19 protein-coding genes and 1 pseudogene are annotated in these 19,325 nt (G+C 70.7%); 15 read left to right on the top strand and 5 right to left on the bottom strand.

Annotation, left to right across the window (positions count from 1 at the left end; translation table 11 throughout):
• Positions 1-7 precede the first annotated feature (7 nt).
• From miaA to ABEA33_RS11095, 7 genes are all read left to right on the top strand, one after another.
• Positions 8-970, top strand: coding sequence for a tRNA (adenosine(37)-N6)-dimethylallyltransferase MiaA (gene miaA, locus ABEA33_RS11125; protein WP_345526843.1), 963 nt, complete (start codon positions 8-10; stop codon positions 968-970).
• 85 nt (positions 971-1,055) lie between these two features.
• Positions 1,056-1,973 (top strand): helix-turn-helix domain-containing protein, encoded by a 918-nt coding sequence (locus ABEA33_RS11120; protein WP_345526842.1) that lies wholly within the window; start codon positions 1,056-1,058, stop codon positions 1,971-1,973.
• Complete coding sequence (locus ABEA33_RS11115; RefSeq protein WP_345526841.1) at positions 1,970-2,521, top strand: dihydrofolate reductase family protein; 552 nt, start codon at positions 1,970-1,972, stop codon at positions 2,519-2,521. The genes ABEA33_RS11120 and ABEA33_RS11115 overlap by 4 nt, the downstream gene beginning before the upstream one ends.
• A 43-nt stretch (positions 2,522-2,564) precedes the next feature.
• On the top strand, positions 2,565-4,391 hold the full coding sequence (ggt, locus tag ABEA33_RS11110) for a gamma-glutamyltransferase (RefSeq protein ID WP_345526840.1): 1,827 nt from the start codon (positions 2,565-2,567) through the stop codon (positions 4,389-4,391).
• A gap of 21 nt (positions 4,392-4,412) precedes the next feature.
• Positions 4,413-5,063, top strand: coding sequence for an MSMEG_1061 family FMN-dependent PPOX-type flavoprotein (locus ABEA33_RS11105; RefSeq protein ID WP_345526839.1), 651 nt, complete (start codon positions 4,413-4,415; stop codon positions 5,061-5,063).
• Positions 5,056-5,889: a diaminopimelate epimerase gene (dapF, locus tag ABEA33_RS11100; RefSeq protein WP_345526838.1), complete on the top strand. Its 834-nt coding sequence runs from the start codon at positions 5,056-5,058 to the stop codon at positions 5,887-5,889. The genes ABEA33_RS11105 and dapF overlap by 8 nt, the downstream gene beginning before the upstream one ends.
• A 21-nt stretch (positions 5,890-5,910) precedes the next feature.
• Complete coding sequence (locus tag ABEA33_RS11095; protein ID WP_345526837.1) at positions 5,911-6,687, top strand: SDR family NAD(P)-dependent oxidoreductase; 777 nt, start codon at positions 5,911-5,913, stop codon at positions 6,685-6,687.
• Positions 6,688-6,747: 60 nt separating this feature from the next.
• Here ABEA33_RS11095 and ABEA33_RS11090 read toward each other — a convergent pair whose 3' ends face one another.
• Positions 6,748-7,272 (bottom strand): maleylpyruvate isomerase family mycothiol-dependent enzyme, encoded by a 525-nt coding sequence (locus tag ABEA33_RS11090; protein WP_345526836.1) that lies wholly within the window; start codon positions 7,270-7,272, stop codon positions 6,748-6,750.
• A gap of 50 nt (positions 7,273-7,322) precedes the next feature.
• Here ABEA33_RS11090 and ABEA33_RS11085 point away from each other — a divergent pair, with 50 nt between their 5' ends.
• Entirely contained in the window at positions 7,323-8,132 is an 810-nt protein-coding gene (locus tag ABEA33_RS11085; protein ID WP_345526835.1) for an AraC family transcriptional regulator, read from the top strand.
• Here the strand turns inward: ABEA33_RS11085 and ABEA33_RS11080 are convergent.
• Positions 8,089-8,688 (bottom strand): nucleoside/nucleotide kinase family protein, encoded by a 600-nt coding sequence (locus ABEA33_RS11080; protein WP_345526834.1) that lies wholly within the window; start codon positions 8,686-8,688, stop codon positions 8,089-8,091. The two genes, ABEA33_RS11085 and ABEA33_RS11080, sit on opposite strands and share 44 nt — an antisense overlap.
• 4 nt (positions 8,689-8,692) lie before the next feature.
• Positions 8,693-10,075: a Vgb family protein gene (locus ABEA33_RS11075; RefSeq protein WP_345526833.1), complete on the bottom strand. Its 1,383-nt coding sequence runs from the start codon at positions 10,073-10,075 to the stop codon at positions 8,693-8,695.
• Between the two features lie 76 nt (positions 10,076-10,151).
• Between ABEA33_RS11075 and hflX the strand changes: the two genes are divergently transcribed.
• Positions 10,152-11,636: a GTPase HflX gene (gene hflX / locus ABEA33_RS11070; protein ID WP_345526832.1), complete on the top strand. Its 1,485-nt coding sequence runs from the start codon at positions 10,152-10,154 to the stop codon at positions 11,634-11,636.
• 173 nt (positions 11,637-11,809) lie between these two features.
• Here the strand turns inward: hflX and ABEA33_RS11065 are convergent, their stop codons facing one another.
• Positions 11,810-12,694, bottom strand: coding sequence for an alpha/beta fold hydrolase (locus ABEA33_RS11065; protein WP_345526831.1), 885 nt, complete (start codon positions 12,692-12,694; stop codon positions 11,810-11,812).
• A gap of 159 nt (positions 12,695-12,853) precedes the next feature.
• Between ABEA33_RS11065 and ABEA33_RS11060 the strand changes: the two genes are divergently transcribed.
• Entirely contained in the window at positions 12,854-13,510 is a 657-nt protein-coding gene (locus ABEA33_RS11060) for an SGNH/GDSL hydrolase family protein (RefSeq protein WP_345526830.1), read from the top strand.
• Between the two features lie 291 nt (positions 13,511-13,801).
• Here the strand turns inward: ABEA33_RS11060 and ABEA33_RS27450 are convergent.
• Positions 13,802-13,928, bottom strand: a pseudogene (locus tag ABEA33_RS27450) (IS30 family transposase); the annotation flags it as partial.
• A 44-nt stretch (positions 13,929-13,972) separates the two neighbouring features.
• Between ABEA33_RS27450 and ABEA33_RS11055 the strand changes: the two are divergent.
• The 5 genes from ABEA33_RS11055 to ABEA33_RS11035 all read left to right on the top strand — a co-directional run bounded on the left by ABEA33_RS11055 (position 13,973) and on the right by ABEA33_RS11035 (position 19,306).
• Positions 13,973-14,128, top strand: a complete 156-nt coding sequence (locus ABEA33_RS11055) for a hypothetical protein (protein ID WP_345526829.1) — start codon at positions 13,973-13,975, stop codon at positions 14,126-14,128.
• Between the two features lie 48 nt (positions 14,129-14,176).
• On the top strand, positions 14,177-15,367 hold the full coding sequence (locus tag ABEA33_RS11050; protein WP_345526828.1) for an ROK family transcriptional regulator: 1,191 nt from the start codon (positions 14,177-14,179) through the stop codon (positions 15,365-15,367).
• Between the two features lie 182 nt (positions 15,368-15,549).
• Positions 15,550-16,761: an ROK family protein gene (locus ABEA33_RS11045; protein WP_345526827.1), complete on the top strand. Its 1,212-nt coding sequence runs from the start codon at positions 15,550-15,552 to the stop codon at positions 16,759-16,761.
• A complete protein-coding gene (locus ABEA33_RS11040; RefSeq protein ID WP_345526826.1) occupies positions 16,758-18,269 on the top strand; it encodes a sugar ABC transporter ATP-binding protein in 1,512 nt (503 codons plus the stop codon). The genes ABEA33_RS11045 and ABEA33_RS11040 overlap by 4 nt, the downstream gene beginning before the upstream one ends.
• Complete coding sequence (locus ABEA33_RS11035) at positions 18,266-19,306, top strand: ABC transporter permease (protein WP_345526825.1); 1,041 nt, start codon at positions 18,266-18,268, stop codon at positions 19,304-19,306. Before ABEA33_RS11040 ends, ABEA33_RS11035 begins: the two co-directional genes overlap by 4 nt.
• Positions 19,307-19,325 lie beyond the last annotated feature (19 nt).

Below are 19,325 nucleotides of genomic sequence, written 5' to 3'. Positions count from 1 at the left end.
TAGCCACGTGCAGCCAACCCCGACGGTCCCGATCGTGGCCGTCGTCGGGGCCACCGCCTCCGGCAAGACCAACCTCTCGCTCGACCTCGCCGAGCGGCTCGGCGGTGAGGTGGTCAACACCGACGCCATGCAGGTCTACCGCGGCATGGACGTCGGGACGGCGAAGCTGCCGGTCGCCGAGCGGCGCGGCATCCCGCACCACCTCCTCGACACCCTCGACGTCGGCGATCCCGCGACGGTGGCCGAGTTCCAGGGGTGGGCGCGCGCGGTCGTGGTCGAGCTGCGCGCCGCCGGACGCACCCCCGTCCTCGTCGGGGGGTCGGCGCTCTACACGCGGGCGATCGTGGACCGGTTCGAGTTCCCGGCGACCGACGCGGCCATCCGGGAGCGGTTGGAGGCCGAGCTCGCCGAGCTCGGACCCGAGGCCCTCTACGACCGGCTGCGCACGCTGGACCCGGAGGCCGCCGGCCGGATGCTGGTCGAGAACGGGCGGCGTACCGTCCGCGCGCTCGAGGTCATCGAGATCACCGGCCGGCCCTACAGTGCTTCGCTGCCGAGGCTGGAGTACGCCGACCCGCACACCGTCCAGATCGGTGTCGACATCGATCGGCCGACCCTGGACGAGCGGATCGAGCGCCGGGTGGACCTGATGTTCGAGGCCGGCTTCGTGGCCGAGGTGGAGCGCCTGCTCGACGAGGGGCTCGCCGAGGGGCGGACCGCGTCGGTGGCGATCGGCTACCGCGAGGTGGTGGCGCACCTACGTGGCGAGCTCACGCTGGACGAGGCGCGCCAGCGCACGATCTTCGCCACCAGGAGGTTCGCGCGGCGGCAGGACGGGTGGTTCCGCAAGGACCCGCGGATCGTCTGGCTGCGGTACGACGACCCCGAGCTCGCGGATCGTGCCGTCGGGGTGGTTTCGAGGCTCAGCCCTAGCGGGCTTCGCACCTCAACCACCGATCTCGGAGGTTGAGGTGTGAGGGCCGCTAGGCCCGAGCCTCGAAACCACAGCAAGATCGGTCGGGCGGTCGGTCGGTGACCGAGTCCAGACTGGGGTCATGACCGAGACCAGACCGGCGCGCGACCGGCTGCGCGAACTGCTCGACGCGGTGCTGGACGAGGGCCATCGCCGCCTCGACGACATGGCCGGCGGGGCTCACTCGTCGCCGTACCACTTCGCGCGCCAGCTCTCCGCCGGTGCCGGTGAACCGCCGGTCGCGATGCGGCGTCGGGTGATGCTGGAGCGCGCCGCCTGGCAGCTCCGGCAGGGCGCGACCGTGACCGACGTGGCGTTCGCGGCCGGCTACGAGTCCGTCGACGGGTTCAGCCGCGCGTTCTCCAGTGCCTTCGGGCGTCCGCCGAGCCAGCCGGCGACCGGCAGTCACTGGTTGCCCGCCCCCAACGGCATCCACTTCCACCCGCCGACCTCCCTGTGGGTGCACGCCAAGGAGGCGACCATGAACCCCCTCACCGAGCAGCTCGTCCAGCACGACCTCGACGACACCGCCGAGCTGATCGACCGCGCCAAGCAGCTGTCCGACGAGGACTACCGGGTCGTACGGCTCCCCGGCAACACGGTCCTGTCCTGGGACGGTGAGGAGACGTCGGTCGCCGCGGTGCTCGAGCACCACGTCTGGGCCAAGGAGGTCTGGGTCGCGTCCATCGAAGGCGGGGAGATCCCCGCGCGTGCCGGCGACGAACCCGCCGAGCTGCGGGCGCGGCACGAGGTGATCGCGCCGCGCTGGCTGGCGATCGTCCGCGACATCGACCGCCGCGGCGCCTGGGACGACCGGCTCGTCGACGCGCTGTGCGAGCCACCCGAGAGCTTCCAGCTCGGGAGCGTCGTCGCGCACGTGCTGACCTTCGGTGCTCACCGGAGACTGATGGCGCGCCACCTGCTGCGCTCGGCCGGGGTCGAGGTCGACCACGGTGATCCGATCGACTGGTTACGACGACGTACAGGAGTCACCCCATGACCAAGACCGTCTTCTACACCGCGACGACCCTCGACGGGTTCCTCGCCGACGACAACGACTCCCTCGACTGGCTGCTGACCCAGCCGATCGACGAGGACGGCCCGTTCAACTACGGCGAGTTCATCGCGACGATCGGCGCGATCGCGATGGGCTCGACGACGTACGAGTGGGTCCTCGCGCACAACGCCACGACCGGCGAGGCCTGGGCCTACGAGCAGCCCAGCTGGGTGTTCACCCACCGCGACCTGCCGTTGGCGGCGGAGTCCGTCCGGCTCACGACGGCGCCGGTGACCGAGGTGCACGCCGAGATGGTGGCCGCCGCGGGCGACAAGGATCTCTGGATGGTCGGCGGCGGCGACCTGGCCGCGCAGTTCGCGGAGGCCGGCCTGCTCGACGAGGTCGTGGTGTCGATCGCACCGGTGACCGTGGGGTCGGGCAAGCCGCTGTTTCCGCGGCGGTTCGACCTGGAGCTGCTGGAGGTCGACCGCAACAAGGCGTTCATCGGGGCGCGCTACCGCGTCGTGGGGCCGCGTTTACGTCCCGACTGAGCGGGCACCGGGATAGGAGCAACTACTTCTCGGGAGTTGATCCATGCGTTCCGTCGCGGTCCTCGCAGCCCTGTCCCTCACCGCCGGCCTGGTGGTCGTCTCTGCGCCGTCCCAGGCGGCTCAGCCGGACCGACCACGGGAGGCGCAGCCGCCCAAGAAGGCCACGGCGTACGGCTCGGGCGGCGCGGTCACCTCGGTCGACCCCTACGCCACTCAGGTCGGGCTCCGGGTGCTGCGCGCCGGTGGCAACGCCACCGACGCCGCCGTCGCCACGGCCGCCGCGCTGGGTGTCACGGAGCCGTTCAGTGCCGGGATCGGTGGCGGTGGCTACTTCGTCCACTACTCGGCCAAGACCGGCAAGGTGCAGACGATCGACGGTCGCGAGACGGCGCCCGCCGCGATGCCGCACGACGCGTTCATCGACCCGAAGACGAAGAAGCCCTACAACTTCTCGCCGGAGCTCGTCACCAGCGGCGTCTCCGTCGGGGTGCCCGGCACCCTGGCGACCTGGCAGCGCGCGCTCGATCGCTGGGGCACCCGGTCGCTCGGGAAGTCGCTGCGACCGGCGGCCAGGCTCGCCGACCGCGGCTTCGAGGTCGACCCGACCTTCCGTGGTCAGGTCGTCCAGAACAAGTTGCGGTTCAAGGCGTTCGTGCCCACCAAGCGGCTCTACTGGCGAGGCGGGCACGCACCCCGGGTCGGCAGCACGTTCCGCAACCCGGACCTCGCGGCGACGTACCGGCTGCTGGCGCGCGAGGGCCTGAAGCCCTTCTACAACGGCGTGATCGCCGACGAGATCGTCGACGCCGTCCGCACGCCACCGACGACGAAGTCGACCAAGCTCCCCGTCCCGAAGGGCTACCTGGTCAAGCGTGACCTGAAGCGCTACCGCGCGCTCGACCAGAAGCCGACCAAGATCGGCTACCGCGGCCTCGATGTCTACGGCATGGCGCCGTCGTCGTCCGGCGGTTCGACGGTCGGCGAGGCTCTGAACATCCTCGAGCGCTACGACCTCGGCGCGCTGCCTCGGGTGCAGGCGCTGCACCTCTACCTGGAGGCCAGCGCGCTGTCCTTCGCGGACCGCGGCGCGTACGTCGGTGATCCCAAGCAGGTCAAGGTGCCGCTGCGCGACCTGCTCTCCGACAAGTTCGCCGCCGAGCGCGCCTGCCAGATCAACCTCGCCACCACACTGAAGAAGCCCGTCGAGGCCGGTGACATCACGTCGTACGACGGCACGTGCACGCCCGTCCGCAGCGTCGGCACGACCACCAACGACACGGAGAACACCGAGACCACCAACCTCACCGTCGCCGACAAGTGGGGCAACGTCGTCGAATACACGTTGACGATCGAGCAGACCGGTGGCTCCGGCATGGTCGTGCCGGGGCGCGGCTTCCTGCTCAACAACGAGCTGACCGACTTCAGTGCGGCGTACGACCCGAAGGACCCCAACCGGATCGAGCCCCTCAAGCGGCCGCGCTCCTCGATGTCGCCGACGATCGTGCTCGAGAAGGGCAAGCCCGTCCTCGCCCTCGGCTCACCCGGCGGGTCGACCATCATCACGACGGTGCTCCAGATGCTGGTCAACCGGCTCGACTTCGAGATGACCCTCCCCGAGGCGATCGCCGCGCCGCGGGTCACGCAGCGCAACACCGCGACCGACCAGGCGGAGCCGGCGTTCGAGCAGCAGTACGGCGCCGTGCTCGAGGCGCTCGGCCACGACGTCGTCACCTATGCGGACATCTTCACCGGCACCCACGAGATCGGCGCGGCCACCGGCATCGAGTTCGGGGCCGGCAAGCGGCTGACTGCCGTCGCCGAGCCGCAGCGTCGTGGGGGAGGTGCGGCAGCGGTCGTCAAACCCAGGTGACGGGGCCCGTATCGTGATGGTGTGACCACCTCCACCTGGACCGAGATCACGACCGTCGACGACCTCGTCGGTCTGCTCGGTGAGCCCAACGAGCGCGCCCGCGACAAGGGTCGCACCGCACTGCTGGACGTCGACCGCGACTGGCTTGCGGCGACGCCGTTCTGCGTGCTCGCGACCGCCTCCGCCCTGGGCGAGTGCGACGCCTCACCGAAGGGTGACCCGGCCGGCCAGCTGGTCCACGTCATCGACGACCGCAGCATCGCGCTGGCCGAGCGGCCGGGCAACAAGCGGGCCGACGGCTACAAGAACATCCTCCAGAACCCCCACGTCGGCCTGAACTTCTTCATCCCCGGCCGCGGCGACACGCTGCGCGTCAACGGACGCGCCCGGCTCGTCAGCGACGCGCCGTTCTTCGCTGACATGATGGTGAAGGGCCACCGGCCGATCCTGGCCGTGGTCGTCGAGATCGAGGAGATCTTCTTCCACTGCGCGAAGGCGTTCCTGCGCTCAGGCCTGTGGAAGCCGGAGACCTGGGACCCCAACGGCACGGTGCCGCGCCGCGCGGTGATCGCGAAGGAGGCCGAGCCGAGTGGGATGAGCCTGGACGAGCTCGACGCCTACTACGCGGAGGACAACTACGCCAGGGGTCTCTACGGAGCGTCCCATGCCTGACTCGGCTGGGCCGGAGTACGCCTTCCTCAAGGGGCACGGCACGGAGAACGACTTCGTCCTGCTGCCCGACCACGACGGCTCGGTGCACGGGGATCTCTCCGCCGAGCGGGTCCGTGCCCTCTGCGACCGGCGTGCCGGCATCGGCGGCGACGGTGTCCTGCGGGTGGTCCGCGAGAGCGATCTGTGGTTCATGGACTACCGCAACGCCGACGGCTCGGTGTCGGAGATGTGCGGCAACGGCATCCGGGTCTTCGCCCGGCACCTCGTCGAGGAGGGCCTCGTCGACCCGTCGCAGCCGATCCCGATCGGCACCCGGGACGGCGTGAAGACCCTGCTCGTCGACGGCGACCTGATCACCGCCGACCTGGGGGAGCCGACCGTCCTCGGGGAGTCCAAGGTCGCCGTGCCCGGTCACGCCTGGGTTGCGCGCCACGTCGACATGGGCAACCCGCACGCGGTCGCCTTCGTCGACTCGCTCGACGACGCCGGCAACCTGCTGGCGGCTCCCGAGCACGACGAGGCGACGTATCCCCACGGCGTCAACGTCGAGTTCGTCGTACGCCGCGGCGACCGGCACGTCGCGATGCGGGTCCATGAGCGCGGCTCGGGGGAGACCCGCTCCTGCGGGACCGGTGCCGGCGCCGTGATGGTGGCGGCCGCGGTGGCCGACGGGGCTCTGTCATCGGACGGCGGGCCTCCGGCCGAGGACGTCGCCTACCGGGTCGACGTGCCCGGTGGCACCCTCACCGTCACCTGGACGGCCGGCAATCGGATCCTGCTCACCGGTCCCGCCGTGGTCGTGGCCCGGGGCGTCACCGATCTGTAGCGGGTTCTATGCTCCGGAGCCATGGACATCAACGGAGCCAGTGCCATCGTCACGGGGGGCGCGTCGGGCATCGGCGCGGCTGCCGCCCGCCAGCTCGCCGCCAAGGGCGCGATCGTCGTGGTCGCCGACCTGCAGGCCGACAGGGGTGAAGCCCTCGCCCAGGAGATCGGCGGCGTCTTCGCCCAGGTCGACGTGACCAACACCGATCAGATCAAGGCAGCGGTCAACGCCGCCGCCGAGATCGCGCCGCTGCGTGCGGTCGTCAACTCCGCCGGCATCGGATGGGCCCAGCGCACCATCGGGCGCGACGGCGAGTTCGACTCGGCGCACGACCTGGACGCCTTCCGCAAGGTGATCGCGATCAACCTGATCGGCACCTTCGACATGACCCGCATCGCGGCCACGGCGATGAGCCGCAACGAGCCCGACGCCGACGGCTGCCGCGGTGCCATCTGCAACCTCGCCAGCGTCGCCGCCTTCGACGGCCAGATCGGCCAGGCGTCGTACTCCGCCTCCAAGGGCGGCGTCGTCGGCATGACCCTCCCGGTCGCCCGCGACCTGTCCGCCTCGGGCATTCGCCTCAACACCGTTGCCCCCGGCCTGATCGACACCCCGATCTACGGCGAGGGCCCGGACGCCGACGCCTTCAAGGCCAACCTCGGCTCCAACGTGCTCTTCCCGAAGCGCCTCGGCGTCCCCGACGAGCTCGCCAGCATGGTCGTCGAGTGCATCACCAACAGCTACATGAACGCCGAGGTCGTCCGCGTCGACGGCGGCATCCGGATGCCCCCGAAGTAGTCGCTGATCGGGTCGTCCGCCTCTCCGCTAGCCATAGGTGCCTGTCAGGCGGACGACCCGTCAGGCGGAGCGCCCCATCCGCGCCAGGAGCCGCTCCTGGCGCGGGGCGTCGTCGGCGACCTCCACGGGCTGGCGGAAGACGCCCTCGTCGTACGCGTGGTCGCCGAAGCCCACGAACGCCTGCTCCATCGCGTCCATGTCGGCGTCGGTGAAGGTCGTCGGCCGACCGCTGGCGGACCCGAGGTCCCAGCCGTGCACGACCAGGTCGAACCCGTAGAAGTTGTCGAGGGTCGCGCCGACCGTCGTACGACCGAAGAAGCCGTCGTACTCGCGACCACGGAACGCCTCGTCGGACACGAGCGGACGTACGGCGGCCAGGTGCTGCGCCCACACGGTGGCCGGGTCGCCGGTCGGACGCTCACCCAGCTCGGCCCCCTGGCCCTCCAGGAACCGGCGCTCGGTGTCGACCACGTGGTCCACGACGTCGGCGGCGGTCCAGCGTTCGCAGGGACTGGTCGCGGACCAGTCGCTGGTCGCGTCCACGATGGCACTGAAGCGGTCGGCTGCGTCGAGGTAGAAGTTCATGCCTCCAGCGTGGCGTGTGGATGTCGGTGGTTCTTGAAAGAATCCGACACATGACAGACAACCGCCGGATCGATCCGACGGAGCGCGCCCACCTGCTCGACGCGAGCGGGTACACCCCGCCCATCCACCGGTTCGCGCCGAGCCCCCTCCTCGTCGACGTCGTACGCCGCTACTGGATGCCGGTGTGGTCTCTTCCGGCCGGTCAGGTGTCGGTGCAGCGGGTGCTGCAGTACCCCGTCTGCCTGATCGTCGTCTCCCACGATTACGCGCTGCTCGTCGGCCCGAGCACAGGCCTGTCGACCCAGGAGCTGACCGGCTCGGGTTGGGCGCTCGGCACGATGCTCCAGCCGGCCGCCGGCGCCGCTCTCGTCGGCGGCAGCGTCGACCAGCTCACTGACCAGGCGGTCCCGCTCCCCGACGAGGCACTGGCGGGCCGGATCCGGGAGGCGGTCGGCGACGACCCCGACGACCCGGACCGCCAGCAGGGCGCGGTCGCGGCGGTCGAGGAGGCGCTCGCGGCGCTGCTCCCCGTCGACGACGAGGGGCGGTTGGTCAACGCGATCGTCGAGTACGTCGAGGGCGACCAGCAGGTGCAACGGGTCGGACAGGTCTGCGAGAAGTTCGCGATCACCGAGCGCACCTTGCAACGACTGACCGCCCGCCGCATCGGGCTGTCGCCGAAGTGGCTGATCCAGCGGCGCCGGCTGCACGAGGCCGCCGAGCGCCTGCGCGACACCGACCGGCCCGACCTGGCCCGCGTCGCCGCCGACCTGGGCTACGCCGACCAGGCCCACTTCGGCCGCGACTGGCGCGCCGTCACCGGCGTGACGCCGGGGGAGTTCGCGGCCGAGCCTCGCTGAGCTCCACCACGACGTCTGCCCGGGCGGCCGCGACCTCGACGAGCGCGGCGTTGGCGTCGTCGACCCGGGCGACCCACGCTCTCGCCTCAGCAGGCGTCTTGCCGAACTCGACGTGCCGCGCGACCAGCCGCTCACGCCGTACGCCGTCGTCGACGTGCAGGTGCCACACCACATCGAGCTGCTCTCGTACGACGCGCCAGCGCGGCTCGTCGAGCAGCAGGTAGTTGCCCTCCGTGACGACCGTGCCGGTCGCGGGCACCGCGATCGCCCCTGCGATCGGCTGCTCCAGGGCGCGCTCGAACATCGGCGCGACCACGTCCGGCTCACCGGCCCGCACCCGGGCGAGCAGTGCGGCGTACCCCTCCGCGTCGAACGTCTCCGGTGCACCCTTGCGGTCGCGCAGGCCGCGCCGTACGAGCTCGACGTCGGCGTAGTGGAAGCCGTCCATCGGCACCACCGGCAGGCGCAGGGCGGTGGCGACCGTGGTCTTCCCGACCCCCGGCGCACCGGTGATGCCGAGCAGACGGATGCCGGGCGGGACGGCGGGCAGGTTCACCCGGTCAGCGTCGCACCTTCACGACCTTGCGCACGGTCTTCGCGCCCTTCTGGGTCAGCTCGACGCGCAGCTTGGTGACCCTGCCGGGTCGCACGGCCTTGGTGCCGGCCTTCGTGAGCGCGAGCCGCACGGTCTTCTTCTTGCCGGGCTTGAGGGCGTACGACACTGCGCGGGCGACCGGGCGATGCCCCTTCTGGACCGAGCGCAGGGTGACCGTGCCGCGGCAGCCGACCGCCGTCTTCGGGCAGGCGACGGTCGTCGGCACCCGGCCCTTGCGCACCGCGACCGGCTTGCGCGGGACGACCACGGTGCCGACCAGCGGGCGGGTGGTCGGCTGGGTGAAGACCGACCCGTCACCCGGGTCGACGTTGGTCCGCTGGAGCTGGTCGGTCGTCACCCGGATGATCACGTTGTTGGTCGGGTCGGTCGCGAAGATCGCGCCGTCCTTCGCGAAGGTCAGCGACTCCGGCTCGTAGCCGCCGATCGCGGTCAGTGCGCCCCGGCCGCCGGCCGAGATGTGGCCGATGCCGGCTGCGGCGCCGATGCTCGTGAACCACATGTTGCCGTCCGGCCCCTGCACCAGGTCGGCCGGCGCCGTGCGGCTGCCGGTGTCGTACGCCGTGACCTGCGACGTGGCGGCGTCGAGGTAGCCGACCTCGCCGTCGTCGGGGGAGGTGAACATGGTGCCGCTGAAGTAGCGGCCGAACCAGATCGACCCGACCGGGCCGGCCGCGATCGCATAGGGGTACGCCGCGTAGTTGTTGGCCGGGTAGCTGACCCCGCCGCCCGCTGGGTTCAGGTGGTTGAGGCCCGAGCTCGTGCGGCACCACATTGAGCCGTCGACTCCCATCCCGAGGGAGTCCTCACATTCGGGAGGATTGGGGAGGAGCTGCCCGCCGCTGTCGGTCACGGTCGCCACGATCGACTCGTCGAATTGGCCGACCACCCACGCTGTGCCGTTGGGGGCGACGCGCACCGAGTCGCCGACGGGGTCGCCCTGCGCGTCCAGCGACCAGTCGGTGATCGTCGAGCCGTCGGGCCGGATGTGTCGGAGCTTCTCGCCCGACTCGTAGAGCACCCAGATCGTGCCGTCCGGTGCGACGTCGAGATCCTTGAGCCTCGTGGTGCCCGGGAACTCGGCGGGGAACGCGAACTCCGTGACCTGGCCGCCCGGCGTCACCTTGCCGACCTTGTTGGCGTCCTCCTCGGTGAACCACATCGTGCCGTCCGGAGCGGTCACGATCCGGCCGACGCCGGCCTCGCTCGTGGGCACCGGGAAGACGGTTGTCCCTGCCGTGGCGGGCGGCGCTGCCCCGGCGAGCGCGATGGTGAGGCCACTGGCGGCGAGGGTGATGGACGTGAGCTGGGCGACGAGGCTACGAAGCATGACCTGTTCCTACCACCCGGGGGGATCCGCTAATCGGTTCGCTGGTTGAGGCGGGTGAACGTACTCTGGAAGCCGTATGACGAACGCACATGAGATCGATCCAGACTTCAGCCTCGACACCGAGCTCGAGGACACCGACGACTGGGCCGACGACGAGGTCGAGTCGGGCTACTCCGGGGACGACCCGGAGGAGGACCCGACGGTCGGCGCCATGCAGCTCGCCGAGCGACACCAGCTCCGGCGGGTCGCCGGTCTGCGCACCGAGCTCGAGGACATCACCGAGGTCGAGTACCGCCAGCTCCGGCTGGAGCGCGTGGTGCTCGTCGGTGTCTGGACCGAGGGCACCGTCGAGGACGCCGAGAACTCCATGGCCGAGCTCGCGCTGCTGGCCGAGACCGCGGGGTCCGAGGTGCTGGAGGCGATCTACCAGCGTCGGCAGACACCCGACCCTGCGACGTACGTCGGTCGCGGCAAGGTCGAGGGCATCGCCGAGATCGTCCAGGCGACCGGGGCCGACACGGTGATCTGCGACGGTGAGCTCGCGCCCAGCCAGCTCAGGAACCTCGAGGACAAGCTCAAGGTCAAGGTCGTCGACCGGACCGCGCTGATCCTCGACATCTTCGCCCAGCACGCCCGCTCCGGCGAGGCGCAGGCCCAGACCGAGCTGGCCCAGCTCAACTACATGAAGCAGCGCCTGCGCGGCTGGGGTGGCAACCTCTCCCGCCAGGCCGGAGGCCGGGTCGCCGGCGGTGCCGGTATCGGTAGCCGTGGCCCCGGTGAGACCAAGATCGAGAACGACCGGCGCCGGATCAACACCAAGATCGCCAAGCTCCGTCGCGACCTGCGCGAGATGAAGGGCACCCGCGACACCAAGCGCCAGGAGCGCCGTCGCAACCACATCCCGAGCGTCTCGATCGCGGGCTACACCAACGCCGGCAAGTCCTCGCTGCTCAACCGGTTGACCGACGCCGGCGTACTGGTCGAGGACGCGCTCTTCGCGACGCTCGATCCGACCACGCGTCGTACGACGACGTCGGACGGCCGGATCTACACCATGAGCGACACCGTGGGGTTCGTCCGACACCTGCCGCACCAGCTGGTGGAGGCGTTCCGGAGCACGCTCGAGGAGGTCGCCGACTCCGACCTGATCCTGCACGTCGTCGACGGCTCCCACCCGGACCCCGAGGGCCAGATCACCGCCGTCCGTGAGGTCTTCGCCGAGATCGGCGCCACCAAGGTGCCCGAGCTGGTCATCATCAACAAGGCCGACCTGGCCGACCCGATGGTGCTCGCCCGGCTGCGTCAGCGCGAACCGCACTCGGTGGTCGTCTCCGCCAAGACCGGCGAGGGCATCGCCGAGGCGCTCGCGCTGGTCGAGGGGGAGCTGCCGCGTCCGGGTGTCGAGTTCAAGGCGCTACTGCCCTACGAGCGCGGAGACCTGATCAACCGCCTGCACCAGCAGGGCGAGATCGACTCGCTCGAGCACACCGGCGACGGCACGATCGTGGTCGGTCGGGCCAACGCGGACCTCGCGGGCGAGCTCGAGGCCTACGCCGTCTGACGCGCCGTCCTGCCTGCGGGGTGCTTCCTCGCCCTCGCCGGACTGATGCTGACGCTCGCGCACTCGCTGGCGGCGGTCGTCATCGGTCTCGGCCTGCTGGTGGCGGGGTTCTTCGTCGTGCACGGGATCGCCAGCGGATGGGTCCCGGCGCGGGCGCACGCCGGCGCTGGTGGCTACAGCCCAGCGAGTCGCTTGAGGTCGGTGAGGATCTCCTCGAGCCTGCCGACCAGCGACAGGTGTCCCTCGTCCTCGAAGAGGTGCGCCTCGGCGCCCGGCACGTGGGTGGCGAGCCACTCGCCGTGCCCGAACGGCACCATCGCGTCCTGACGTCCCTGCCAGATCGAGACCGGCACCCGGATGTCGGCCAGGTCGAAGCCCCACGGGCTCACCGCGGCGATGCCGTCGTCGCGGACGCCGGCCGCGCCCTGCGCTCCCGCAGCGTTGAAGGTGCGGCTCATCCAGTCCGCGAACTCGTCGGTGACCATGGCCTTGTCGACCGGCGTCACCAGCCCGCCCATCGCCTCGGCCATCTGGTCGGGTGTCGCCGCCAGCATCGGCAGGATGTGGTCGACCACGAACGCCTCGTAGACCTCTGGACCCTGCTCGGCCGCGTGGTACTCCTCGTGGTTCTCCTCGGCCATACCGGCGAACCAGTCCAGCCCCTCGCCGAGGTACGGCGCAACGCCGGCCAGCGACGCGGCGGCGCGACACCGGTCGGGCAGCAGCGCGGCGCACGCGAGCGCCCGCGGACCGCCGCCGGACCAGCCCAGCGTGATGAACTCATCGATGCCGAGGTGGTCGAGCACCGACGCGCTCTCGACCACGTCGTCGGCGTACCGCCCGGGCGCGGGACGCGGCGTCGACCCGCCGTACCCGGGCCGAGAGAGCGTCACCAGCCGCAGGCCGAGCGCACGGGCGGTTTCGTCGAACGATGGGTACGCCGCAACGGCCGACGGTGAGCCGCCGTGGAAGAGCAGACCGAACCCATCCGGGTCTCCTCCCACCAGGGTCTCGATCGTGCGTGCGTCGGGCCCGGTGACGTGGAGGAGGTCGCTCACCGGCTTAGAAGATCACGATTCGGTAGCGCTGCCGAGGAATCTTCGTCATTCCGGAACATCTGCGCCGTCCTGTCGCTGAGTCTTGTGGTGGGGCACAGCGTGGCGAAAAGCGCGGGGAGCTGAGGTTCGTTGATCTGGTCGGTACGACGGCCGTGGCTGATGGGCGCGGTCGTGATTGCGGTGATGGTGGCGGCGCTGACCGTCGCGCTCGGCGTGCGCGCCCAGAGTGCCGACGTCCCCCGGTGCGAGAGGTTCACCGCTGACTCCCGCGCTCGCGCGGCGGCCGACCACGGCTCCGGGGAGCGCGTCGTCGTCATCGGCGACTCGTGGTCGGCGGGCCTCGGCCTGGACCGCGCCACGAACTCGTGGCCGTCCCGGCTGCCGGGTGCCGTCCACGTCGCCGGCTTCTCCGGCTCGGGCTTCAGCGCTCACGCCAGCAGCTGCTCACACGTCGCCTTCGCCGACCGCGCACCCCGCGCCATGCGACGCGGTGCCGCCCTCGTCGTGGTCGAGGGTGGCCTCAACGACTACGACCAGCCCGACGCCGACATTCGCGCCGGCTTCGCCCGCCTGATGCGCGAGCTGCGTGGCCAGCGCATCGTCATCGTCGGCCCCGCGACCGCCCCGTCCCGCGACCGCGCCGTACCCCACGTCGACGCGCTCCTGGCCTCGCTGTCCGAGCGGTACGACGTCGCCTACATCAGCACCACCCACCTCGACCTGCCCTACCTCGGCGACCGCCTCCACCTCACCCCGGCCGGCCACGCCCAGTTCGGCGACTACGTCGCCAGTCAACTCGTCGTACTCGCACGTTGAGGTATGAGGGCTGCCCGGCCCGCCGCCCCGGTGGGTGGACGGCCGCCGGTGTCCATCAGGTACGGCATCACCCGAGCCCATCACAGTCGGCCCCAGGGTGGCGAGCCTCCTCCACAGGCTCCTTGGCGGCACCCACGTTTCGGTTGTTCGAACGTTCGTGCGGGAATCTCGCACGAACGTATGAACAACGCGGAGGCGGATTCAACTGGCTGTTGCAACGAGCCCCGTGTTGAGTGCCTGGCCGGGAGTCTGCCAGTCGAGGCTCTTGCGGGGGCGGGTGTTGAGGCTGCACAGATGAGCGGTCAGCTCCCGCTTCAGCTCGCCCTTGGGTCTGGATGAACAGCGACTGGTTGATCGTCTCGTGACTCACCCGCATCCGCCGATCGCCCGCATAGAGCCCAGGCAGCTCGAACGCAATACCCCTTCGACACCGTGCGATCCAGTCGTCGAGGCTTCGGCGGTATGACGAGCAGCCACGTGTGGGTCGAGGCGGCGGCCGAGCGCTACTTGATGGCCGAGCTCGCTGGCATGGAGCTCGAAATGCGCTTCGCGGACTGGGATCGGAGCGCGTTCACCTCCGACAGTGAGAGTCACGTCTCGGTCTGGCGCAAGCCCTAGGTCCCTGTTGTCGGGTGTCTCTGTGGACAACCGTGGGAGACTCCCCGCGTGCGTCATTCCCTGGCGGGCCGGGCCGAAAGCCCGATGCAGGCCCGGATCCTCGCCCAGCTCCGTGACGAGGGGGCGCTCTCGAAGGCCCAGCTCGCGGACCGACTCCAAGTCAGCCGTACGACGGTCGCGGCGGAGGTCGCGCGCCTGGCCGAGCTCGGCCTGGCCCAGGAGGCCGGTCCGGCGGCGTCGCGCGGGGGTCGTCGTTCGACCCTGGTGGACCTCTCGCCCGACATCCGGTTCGTCGGCATCTCCATCGGTGCGACCGGCATGTCCGTGGGTGTCACCGACGGCCGCCTCACCGTACTGGCGACCCGGCACCGCACCAGCGACATCCGGCAGGGGCCGGAGATCGTGCTCGCGGCGGCGTTGGAGCTGGTGCGCGAGGTGATGGCGGAGGTGGGCGTCGACCAGGTGATGGGGGCCGGGATCGGCGTACCGGGCCCGGTCGACTTCAACCGTGGGGTGTCGGTGTCGCCGCCGATCATGCCGGGCTGGGACGGCTACCCGGTCCGCGACGCGGTCTCCCGCGAGCTCGGCTGCCCGGTCATGCTCGACAACGACGTGAACGTGTTGGCCGTGGGGGAGCAGCACGCGGGTGTGGCCAAGGGCGCCCAGGACTTCCTCTTCGTCAAGATCGGCACCGGTATCGGCTGCGGCATCGTCATCGACGGCGAGCTCTACCGCGGCGTCAACGGCTGTGCCGGCGACATCGGGCACATCCGGGTCGAGGACTTCGGCCCGACCTGCGCGTGCGGCAACACCGGCTGCCTCGAAGCCTTCTCCGGCGGCGCGGCGCTGGCTCGCGACGCGGCTACCGCAGCCCGCAGCGGCCGCTCGCCGGCGCTCGCCGCCCTGCTCAGCGAGAAGGGCGAGCTCTCGGCCGCCGACGTCGGCATCGCGGTCTCCCAAGGTGACGCCCAGGCGGTCCAGCTGATCCGCGAGAGCGGTCGCCACATCGGCCAGGTGCTCGCCGGCCTGGTGTCGTTCTTCAACCCAGGCCTGATCGTCATCGGCGGCCGGGTCACCGGACTGGGGCATGCGTTGCTCGCCGAGATCCGCGGTGTGACCTACCGGCGCTCCCTCCCGCTGGCCACCGGCAACCTCCCGATCGTGCTGAGCGAGCTCGGCGACGAGGGCGGCGTGATCGGTGCCGCCCGGATGATCAGCGCGTCGGTCTACGCCCCCTAGAGCGTCGTCCTAGGTCAAACTTTCGAAGATGACTTTGCAAAGTTTGTGCAGAACTTTGGAATCTTTCGCTTGAAACGCTTGCAACCTTCGGCTGTTGCGGCCTACTTTGTGCGGCATCTCAACAAATGAGTGACCGCAGTCACAGGGGCTGACGGCACGCGTCGAGGGGTCGGAGGTCTCGGGTGCGCACTGCCAAGCTCTCCCTCGTCCTCCGCCAGCTGCGCGACCACGGGCCGCGCTCGCGGGCCCGCCTCGCCACCGAGCTCGGGCTGACCCGGACCGCCGTCTCCGCGCTGGTCGCCGAGCTGGCCGACCTCGGCCTGGTCCGCGCCGCCGGCGTCGAACGCGGCGGGATGGGCCGCCCGGGTACGTCGGTCGAGCTCGACGGCGCCGCGGTCTGCGGGATCGGCGCCGAGATCAACGTCAACCACGTGGCCGTCATCGCCCTCGACCTGGCTGGCAATGTCGTCGCGGAGCACCGTATCGCCCTCGAGGCCCACAAGCTCGCCGTCGACGAGGTGCTGGACCGGCTGGTGGAGCTCATCGAGCGCACCGACGACGACGTCCGGGCCAGCGGTGCCCACACGATCGGCGTCACCGTCGGCGTGGCCGGCCTGCTCGACCGACCCCGTGAGGTGCTGACGGTCGGCCCGAACCTGCGCTGGCGCGACGTCCCGGTCGGCTCCGAGCTGCGCGCCCGCCTCGGCGCGGCGTACCCCGTCTCCATCGAGAACGAGGGCAACCTCGCCGCGATCGCCGAGGCCGTGCCCGGCGACCCGAACCGCCAGGACATCCTGGTGATCTTCGGCGAGGTCGGTGTCGGCGGCGGCATCGTCGCGGCCGGCCGGCTGCTGCGCGGACACCAGGGGTACGCCGGGGAGTTCGGCCACATGATCGTCGAGCCGGGCGGTCGTCGCTGTGGCTGCGGACGGGTCGGCTGCTGGGAGACCGTCTGCGGTCTGCGTGCGCTGCTCGACGGGGCCGCCGACCCGGACGACCCGATGCGCGACCCGGCTCTCTCGCTCGACGAGCGGCTGGCCGAGCTCAACCGGCGCGCCGACCTCGGCGACACCCGGACCATCGCCGCGCTGGACGCGGTCGGCAACTGGATCGGGATCGGTGCCGCGATGCTCACCAACGCGCTCAACCCGTCGGCGATCGTGCTCAGCGGCTACTTCGCCGAGATCGGTCACCACATGCGTCCCGCCATCGAGGAGCACCTGCTCGCCGGCGTACTCGCGCCGCAGGCCGGTGGCACCCGGGTCGAGTTCTCGACGCTGGGCTTCACCGCCGCGGTCCGGGGTGGCGCCGCCGTCGCCCTCGAGCCCGTCTTCGACGACCCGACCCTGGTGGCGCCGCCGCGCGCCGCCGCCCTCCTGGGAGGAGACCGATGACAGACGTCCTGCTGCAGATGACGGGGATCGTCAAGGAGTTCCCCGGCGTCCGCGCGCTCGACGGTGTGGACCTCGACGTCCGCCCCGGCGAGGTGCACTGCCTGCTCGGCCAGAACGGCGCCGGCAAGTCGACGCTGATCAAGGTGCTCTCGGGCTTCCACCAGCCGGACGACGGGACGATCACCTGGGACGGCCAGGAGACGTCGTTCTCCTCGCCGGCCAAGGCGATCGAGCACGGTGTGGCGACGATCTACCAGGAGCTCGACCTGGTGCCGCACCTCGACGTGACCGAGAACGTCTTCCTCGGCCACGAGATCTCCCGGGCCGGGTTCACCCAGCGCGGCCAGGCCCACAAGCGGGTGCGGGAGCTGCTGGCCCGGCTCGGGCACCCCGAGATCTCGCCGACCCGCATCGTCGGTGAGCTCTCGCCTGCGTCCCAGCAGATCGTCAGCATGGCCCGCGCTCTCTCGCACGACACCCGGCTGCTCGTCCTCGACGAGCCGTCCGCCGTGCTCGACCAGAAGGGCGTCAAGAACCTCTTCCGGGTGATCCGCGACCTCACCGAGGAGGGCGTCGCCGTCGTCTACATCTCCCACCGGCTGGAGGAGATCCGCGAGATCGGCCACCGGATCACGGTCCTCAAGGACGGTCGCACCGTCGCGACCGGCCTGGCCGTCGCGGACACTCCGACCGCCGAGCTGATCCGTCTGATGACCGGCCGTTCGATCGAGTACGTCTTCCCGCCCCGGCCCGAGACCGCGCGCGACCGCGGTGCACCGGTGCTCCAGGTGCGGGACCTCAGCCTCGCCGGCGTGTTCACGGGAGTCGACCTCACCGTGCGCGCCGGCGAGATCGTCGGCCTAGCAGGTCTGGTCGGCGCCGGCCGGTCCGAGATCGTCGAGACGCTGTACGGCGCCCGCCGCGCTTCGTCGGGCGAGGTCAGCGTCGACGGCAAGCGGGTACGGCGCGGCTCCGTGACGTCGTCCGTCCGCGCCGGCATGGGGCTGGCCCCCGAGGAGCGCAAGAGCCAGGGCCTGCTGCTCGACGAGGCCGTGTTCAAGAACATCACGGTGTCGTCGATGAGCCGGTTCGCCCGGTTCGGCTTCCTCGACCGGGGGGAGGAGCGCCGCCGCGCCCTGGAGCTGACGACCAGCCTCGACGTACGACCCGACGGCGTGACCCGGGCCGTCCGCACCCTCTCGGGGGGCAACCAGCAGAAGATCGTGCTCGCCCGATGGCTGCTGCGCGACTGCCGGGTGCTGCTCCTCGACGAGCCCACGCGGGGCGTCGACGTCGGCGCCCGCTCGGAGATCTACCAGCTCATCAGGTCCCTGGCCGATCGCGGAGTCGCCGTGGTCGTCGTCTCGAGCGAGATCGAGGAGGTCCTCGGTCTCGCCGACTGGGTCCTCGTCGTCCGCGAGGGCGAGGTCGTCCACCAGTCCGCCGCCACCGAGATCGACGAAGCGAGGGTCCTCGACCTCGTCATGGAAGGAAAGGTTCCGGCATGAGCCAGGACACTGCCCGCGTCGAGCAAGCGGCGCTCGAGACGGACCGGGAGGGCAACCCGATCCTCGCCCTGCTGCGCACCAGCGTCGGCCGCAACGCCGGCCTCGTCGTTGCGCTGGTGCTGATCTGCATCGTCGGCGCGATCACCGCCGGTGATCGGTTCAGCTCGACCGACAACGCCCTGACGATCCTGCGGCTCGCCGCCACGATCGGTGTCGTCAGCATCGGCATGACGTTCGTGATCATCGGCGGGGGCATCGACCTCTCGGTCGGCGCGGTCGTCGCCCTGTCGTCGGTCTGGTGCACCACGGTGTCCACCCAGACGATGGCATCGGACACCCACTGGTCGGTGATGGTGCTGGTCGCTCTGCTCGTCGGCGCCGCGTGCGGCCTCATCAACGGTGTGCTCATCGCCTACGGCAACATCGTGCCGTTCATCATGACGCTCGCGATGCTGGCCAGCGCCCGCGGCCTGGCCGAGATCATCAGCGACAAGAAGACCCAGATCTTGGGCGCCGACGGTGCCGACGTCAGCGGGTTCAAGGAGTTCTTCAACCGCGAGATCCTGGGCGTCGACGTCCAGATCTGGGTCTTCGCCCTCGTCGCGATCATCGGCTGGGTGCTGCTCAACCGCACGACCTTCGGTCGTCGTACGGTCGCTGTCGGCGGCAACCTCGAGGCGGCCCGCCTGGCCGGCATCAACGTCAAGCGGCACACCGTCTACCTCTACGTACTCGTCGGCGTGTGTGCCGGCATCGCCGCCCTGCTGCTGGTCGCCAAGACCACGACCGGCACCTCGACGCACGGCAACCTCTACGAGCTCGACGCGATCGCGGCGGTGGTCATCGGCGGCACGCTGCTGACCGGGGGCCGCGGCACCATCGTCGGCACCGTGCTCGGCGTCGTCATCTTCTCGACGCTCACCAACATCTTCATCCTCAACAACCGCTCCTTCTCCGAGCAGCAGCTCTTCAAGGGAGCCATCATCGTCGCCGCCGTGCTCCTGCAGCAGCGGTTGGCGTCTCGGAGCAGCACCTAGCAGCACCCGCCACTGCACC

Origin of the sequence: Nocardioides endophyticus, from assembly GCF_039543845.1 — a bacterium.
In the GTDB taxonomy this organism is placed as follows: domain Bacteria; phylum Actinomycetota; class Actinomycetes; order Propionibacteriales; family Nocardioidaceae; genus Nocardioides; species Nocardioides endophyticus.
This window is presented reverse-complemented; position numbering and strand designations above follow the sequence as displayed.

Bases quoted from the DNA above. Each gene is read 5' to 3' on its own strand.
- ABEA33_RS11120 (WP_345526842.1), top strand. From the start codon at position 1,056: ATGACCGAGACCAGACCGGCGCGCGACCGGCTGCGCGAACTGCTCGAC.
- ABEA33_RS11115 (WP_345526841.1), top strand. From the start codon at position 1,970: ATGACCAAGACCGTCTTCTACACCGCGACGACCCTCGACGGGTTCCTC.
- ggt (WP_345526840.1), top strand. From the start codon at position 2,565: ATGCGTTCCGTCGCGGTCCTCGCAGCCCTGTCCCTCACCGCCGGCCTG.
- dapF (WP_345526838.1), top strand. From the start codon at position 5,056: ATGCCTGACTCGGCTGGGCCGGAGTACGCCTTCCTCAAGGGGCACGGC.
- ABEA33_RS11095 (WP_345526837.1), top strand. From the start codon at position 5,911: ATGGACATCAACGGAGCCAGTGCCATCGTCACGGGGGGCGCGTCGGGC.
- ABEA33_RS11090 (WP_345526836.1), bottom strand. From the start codon at position 7,272: ATGAACTTCTACCTCGACGCAGCCGACCGCTTCAGTGCCATCGTGGAC.
- ABEA33_RS11085 (WP_345526835.1), top strand. From the start codon at position 7,323: ATGACAGACAACCGCCGGATCGATCCGACGGAGCGCGCCCACCTGCTC.
- ABEA33_RS11075 (WP_345526833.1), bottom strand. From the start codon at position 10,075: ATGCTTCGTAGCCTCGTCGCCCAGCTCACGTCCATCACCCTCGCCGCC.
- hflX (WP_345526832.1), top strand. From the start codon at position 10,152: ATGACGAACGCACATGAGATCGATCCAGACTTCAGCCTCGACACCGAG.
- ABEA33_RS11060 (WP_345526830.1), top strand. From the start codon at position 12,854: ATGGGCGCGGTCGTGATTGCGGTGATGGTGGCGGCGCTGACCGTCGCG.
- ABEA33_RS11055 (WP_345526829.1), top strand. From the start codon at position 13,973: ATGACGAGCAGCCACGTGTGGGTCGAGGCGGCGGCCGAGCGCTACTTG.
- ABEA33_RS11040 (WP_345526826.1), top strand. From the start codon at position 16,758: ATGACAGACGTCCTGCTGCAGATGACGGGGATCGTCAAGGAGTTCCCC.
- ABEA33_RS11035 (WP_345526825.1), top strand. From the start codon at position 18,266: ATGAGCCAGGACACTGCCCGCGTCGAGCAAGCGGCGCTCGAGACGGAC.